The following is a 5,650-nucleotide window of genomic DNA, read 5'->3' on the forward strand; positions in this document are numbered from 1 at the left end:
TGGCGCAAAGGTCGCCAAGGCATCCGACGAAATGCTCGGCCGGTTCATCGATACTTACGCCTGACGGAACCCCTCGAATCAAACACAGCCCCCTGTGGGAGCGGGCGTGCCCGCGAATGCGTCAGGTCAGGCACCTCAAGCGTCTGGCCGGGCCCTTTCGCGGGCACGCCCGCTCCCACCGGGGCAGCGGTTTTTCTGAGCTTGGCGTAAAAGCCATTTTTCGTGGCGTAAATGGCACTATAGTCCATCCTTGACATAAGTCCGTGCTAAACGTAAGTTTCAAACAACTGTTTGATCGACGGCCGCCCTGAGCTCGTCACCCCACGGAACTGACACAGAGGTTCACCGCAATGCCTGATTACAAAGCCCCCTTGCGTGATATCCGCTTCGTTCGCGACGAGCTGCTTGGCTATGAGGCGCACTATCAGAGCCTCCCGGGCTGCCAGGACGCAACGCCGGACATGGTCGATGCGATCCTCGAAGAAGGCGCCAAGTTCTGTGAGCAGGTGCTGTCCCCGCTGAACCGTGTCGGTGATCTGGAAGGCTGCACCTGGAGCGAGTCCGGGGTTAAAACCCCGACTGGCTTCAAGCAAGCCTACGAGCAGTTTGTCGAAGGCGGCTGGCCGAGCCTGGCGCACGACGTCGAGCATGGCGGCCAAGGCTTGCCAGAGTCCCTGGGCCTGGCGCTGAGCGAAATGGTCGGCGGTTCGAACTGGTCGTGGGGCATGTACCCAGGCCTGTCGCACGGCGCGATGAACACCATTTCCGCGCACGGTACCGAAGAGCAGCAGCACACCTACCTGACCAAGCTGGTGTCCGGCGAGTGGACCGGCACCATGTGCCTGACCGAGCCACACTGCGGCACCGACCTGGGCATGCTGCGCACCAAGGCCGAGCCACAGGCTGACGGCAGCTACAAAGTCTCGGGCACCAAGATCTTCATTTCGGCCGGTGAGCACGACATGGCCGATAACATCGTCCATATCGTCCTGGCCCGCCTGCCGGACGCACCGGCCGGCACCAAGGGTATTTCGCTGTTCATCGTGCCGAAGTTCCTGCCCAACGCCGAAGGCGGCGTGGGCGAGCGCAACGGCGTGAGCTGCGGCTCGCTCGAGCACAAGATGGGTATCCACGGCAACGCCACCTGCGTGATGAACTTCGACAGCGCCACTGGCTACCTGATCGGCCCGGCCAACAAGGGCCTGAACTGCATGTTCACCTTCATGAACACTGCGCGTCTGGGCACCGCTCTGCAGGGCCTGGCGCACGCCGAAGTGGCCTTCCAGGGTGGCCTGAAATACGCCCGTGACCGCCTGCAGATGCGTTCTCTGACTGGCCCGAAAGCGCCGGACAAGGCCGCCGACCCGATCATCGTGCACCCGGACGTGCGCCGCATGCTGTTGACCATGAAAGCGTTCGCCGAAGGCAACCGTGCCATGGTGTACTTCACTGCCAAGCAGGTGGACATCGTCAAGTACAGCCAGGACGAAGAAGAGCGCAAGAAGGCTGACGCCCTGTTGGCCTTCCTCACTCCGATCGCCAAGGCGTTCATGACCGAAGTCGGCTTCGAGGCTGCCAACCACGGCGTACAGATTTACGGCGGCCATGGCTTCATCGCCGAGTGGGGCATGGAGCAGAACGTGCGCGACAGCCGCATTTCCATGCTGTACGAAGGCACCACTGGCATCCAGGCGCTGGACCTGCTCGGTCGTAAGGTGCTGATGACCCAGGGCGAGGCGCTGAAGGGCTTCACCAAGATCGTGCACAAGTTCTGCCAGGCACAGGAAGGCAATGCCACGCTCAAGGAGTTCGTCGAGCCACTGGCGGCGATCAACAAGGAGTGGGGCGAACTGACCATGAAAGTGGGCATGGCCGCGATGAAGGACCGCGAGGAAGTGGGTGCGGCCTCGGTCGACTACCTGATGTATTCCGGTTACGCCTGCCTGGCCTACTTCTGGGCCGATATCGCCCGCCTGGCGGCCGAGAAACTGGCAGCCGGCACCAGCGAAGAGGCCTTCTACACCGCCAAGCTGCAGACTGCGCGCTTCTACTTCCAGCGTATCCTGCCGCGTACCCGTACGCATGTGGTGACCATGCTGTCGGGTGCCAGCAACCTGATGGACATGGACGAAGAAAGCTTCGGCCTGTCGTACTGATCCACCCGCTGTAGCCAAAACCCGCCTGCCTTCATCGGCAGGCGGGTTTTGTGCGTTTTGGGGCCGCTGTACGGCCCACCCCGGCAAGCCAGTTCCCACAGGAATCAAGGTGGCCTTAAAGGCAGTGCAGTACCTGTGGGAGCTGGCTTGCCGGCGATGAGGCCATCTGATCCAACCGCAAATTCAACTGTTCATGTGCACTGCCGATGAAGTAAGGGCACAATGCCATCATTGATCTGCCGGGTTGGAGATTACCCTTGTTTCGTTTTAATGCTGTTCGGGCAAGCCATTTTCTGCCTTCGCTGTTCTTGTTGCTGGCAGGGCTTGCCGCAGCCTACGTTAGAGACCTCAGTGTCTTTTTCACTTCGCTGTTCAATGTACTACCCACCTTGGTCCTGCTGCTGGGCGGCGCTTACTGTGCGGTTTACCGGCGCCAGCGGGAGCTGTTCCTGATGCTCACGGTGTACATCGCCTACTTCCTGCTCGACGCCCAGACCGACTTCTACCGGGATCACGGCCGGGTGCGCGAGGACGCGGCGGTAATCTTCCATCTGGTGTGCCTGCTGCTGCCGGCCCTGTTCGGGTTGTACGGGGCCTGGCAGGAGCGTACCCACCTGCTGCAGGACCTGGTTGCCCGCGGCGCCGTGCTGTTTGCCGTGGGCAGCGTGGCGGTAGCCCTGGAGCAAAGCTACCCGCAGGCGCTGCTGAGCTGGTTGGCGGAGATCCGCTGGCCGGCCTTGCATGGCCAGTGGATGAGCCTTATCCAGCTGGTCTACCCGATGTTCATTGTCGTGTTCATCCTGCTGGTGGTGCAGTACCTGCGTGCACCACGGCCACTGCACGCCGCGCAAGTGACGGGCTTGCTGGGCATTTTCTGGATGCTGCCGCAAACGTTCATCCTGCCGTTCACCCTGAACATCATGTGCAGCCAGGTGATGCTGATGATCGCTGCGGCGGTAGCGCATGAGGCCTACCAGATGGCCTTCCGCGACGAGTTGACCGGCCTGCCCGGGCGGCGCGCACTGAACGAGCGCATGCAGCGCCTGGGGCGCAATTATGTGATCGCGATGACCGATGTCGACCATTTCAAGAAATTCAACGACACCCATGGCCACGACGTCGGCGACCAGGTGTTGCGCCTGGTTGCCAGCCGCCTGGCCAAGGTTACCGGCGGTGGTCGCGCCTATCGCTATGGCGGCGAAGAGTTCGCCCTGGTGTTCGCCGGCAAGACCGCCGAGGAATGCGTGCCGCACGTGGACGCCGCGCGCGAACTGATCGCCAACTACGTGATGCACCTGCGCGACCAGCATAGCCGCCCGCAGGATGATGCAGCCGGGCGTCAGCGGCGGGCCGGCAGCGCTGGGGGGACAGTTTCGGTCACCATCAGTATTGGCGTGGCCGAGCGCCAGATCGACCATCGCAACCCCGAGGCCGTGTTGAAATCCGCCGATCAGGCGCTGTACAGCGCCAAGGGCGCGGGGCGCAATTGTGTCATGGTGCATGGGCAACAATCGCAGCGTGGAGCAGTACGTACGGCGTGACCGAAACAGACCATGCGGTCTATTGATGACCCTATGTCTCGTAAAAGTTGTTCGGTTACACTGCCAGTAACCCCAGTGTCGCGGTTCTCCGAGACCGCGCCGACCCGATTAGCGAGAGGTTGTCATGGCTGACTATAAAGCGCCGCTGCGCGACATGCGCTTCGTACTGAATGAAGTCTTCAACGTGGCCGAGCAGTGGGCGCAGTTGCCCGGGCTGGCCGAGGTTGTCGATGCCGAAACAGCCATGGCTGTGCTGGAAGAAGCCGGCAAGGTCACCGCCAGGTCCATCGCGCCGCTCAGCCGCGCCGCCGATGAAGAGGGCTGCCACTGGGAAAACGGCGCGGTGCGCACACCGGCCGGTTTCATCGAGGCCTACAACACCTACGCCGAAGGCGGCTGGGTAGGCGTGGGTGGCGACCCGTTGTTTGGCGGCATGGGCATGCCCAAGGCCATCTCGGCGCAGGTCGAGGAAATGGTCAATGCTTCCAGCCTGGCATTCGGCCTGTACCCGATGCTGACCGCCGGTGCCTGCCTGTCCATCAATGCCCATGCCAGCGAGGCACTGAAGGAACAGTACCTGCCAAACATGTATGCCGGCGTGTGGGCCGGCTCCATGTGCCTGACCGAGCCGCATGCCGGCACCGATCTGGGCATCATCCGTACCAAGGCCGAGCCCCAGGCCGATGGCAGCTACAAGGTCAGCGGCACCAAGATATTCATTACCGGTGGCGAGCACGACCTCACCGAGAACATCATTCACCTGGTGCTGGCCAAGCTGCCGGATGCCCCGGCCGGGCCGAAAGGCATTTCGCTGTTCCTGGTGCCGAAATTGCTGGTCAACGCAGACGGTAGCCTGGGCGCACGCAACCCGGCCACCTGTGGTTCGATCGAGCACAAGATGGGCATCCAGGCCTCGGCCACGTGTGTGATGAACTTCGACGAAGCGGTCGGCTACATCGTCGGCGAGCCGAACAAGGGCCTGGCGGCCATGTTCACCATGATGAACTACGAGCGCCTGGGCGTTGGCATCCAGGGCCTGGCGTCTGCCGAGCGCTCCTACCAGAACGCCGTGGACTACGCTCGCGACCGCCTGCAAAGCCGTGCCCCGACAGGCCCGCAGGCCAAGGACAAGGCCGCGGACCCGATCATCGTGCACCCCGATGTGCGGCGCATGTTGTTGACCATGAAAGCGCTGATCGAGGGTGGCCGAGCGTTCTCCACCTACGTGGCGATGCAGCTGGACAGTGCCAAGTACAGCGAAGACGCCATCGTGCGCAAACGCAGCGAAGAACTGGTGGCGCTGCTGACGCCGGTGGCCAAGGCGTTCCTGACCGACCTGGGCCTGGAGTGCACGGTGCACGGCCAGCAAGTGTTCGGCGGGCATGGTTACATCCGGGAGTGGGGCCAGGAGCAGCTGGTGCGTGACGTGCGGATCACCCAGATCTACGAAGGCACCAACGGTATTCAGGCCCTGGACCTGATGGGCCGCAAGGTAGTGGCCAGTGGTGGGGCGTACTACAAGCTGTTCTCCGAAGAGATTCGCCAGTTCATTGCCAGTGCAGGGAGTGAGTTGCAGGAATTTGCCAAGCCACTCGGCGCTTCGCTCGACAAGCTCGACGGGTTGACCGAGTGGGTGCTGCAGCAGGCCAAGGGCAACCCGAATGAGATCGGCGCGGCTTCGGTCGAGTACCTGCATGCCTTTGGCTATGTCGCCTACGGCTATATGTGGGCGCTGATGGCTCGCGCGGCGCAGGCTGGCGAGGGGGATGAGGGCTTCTATTCGGGCAAACTGGGCACGGCGCGGTTCTACTTTGCGCGGTTGCTGCCAAGGGTGGATTCGCTGGTGGCTTCGGTGCAGGCAGGCAGCGAGTCACTGTTCCTGCTGGACGCCGAGCAGTTCTGACACTTCGGCGGATTTGCGAGTGAATCCCCCTGTGTAAGCTTTTTCCTACA

The 5,650-nt window shown here is 62.4% G+C and carries 3 protein-coding genes; all 3 read left to right on the forward strand.

All coding sequences use genetic code 11. From position 1 onward, the window contains the following. Window positions 1-350: 350 nt before the first annotated feature. The 3 genes from HP547_RS26815 to HP547_RS26825 all read left to right on the forward strand — a co-directional run bounded on the left by HP547_RS26815 (window position 351) and on the right by HP547_RS26825 (window position 5,600). Window positions 351-2,156: a phenylacyl-CoA dehydrogenase gene (locus HP547_RS26815; RefSeq protein WP_172225160.1), complete on the forward strand. Its 1,806-nt coding sequence runs from the start codon at window positions 351-353 to the stop codon at window positions 2,154-2,156. Between the two features lie 257 nt (window positions 2,157-2,413). Then, a complete protein-coding gene (locus HP547_RS26820; RefSeq protein WP_172288438.1) occupies window positions 2,414-3,697 on the forward strand; it encodes a diguanylate cyclase in 1,284 nt (427 codons plus the stop codon). A 124-nt stretch (window positions 3,698-3,821) separates the two neighbouring features. Then, window positions 3,822-5,600 (forward strand): acyl-CoA dehydrogenase C-terminal domain-containing protein, encoded by a 1,779-nt coding sequence (locus HP547_RS26825; protein ID WP_172225154.1) that lies wholly within the window; start codon window positions 3,822-3,824, stop codon window positions 5,598-5,600. The last annotated feature ends 50 nt before the right edge of the window (window positions 5,601-5,650 follow it).

This window comes from Pseudomonas sp. CM27, from assembly GCF_013179515.1.
Classification (GTDB): domain Bacteria; phylum Pseudomonadota; class Gammaproteobacteria; order Pseudomonadales; family Pseudomonadaceae; genus Aquipseudomonas.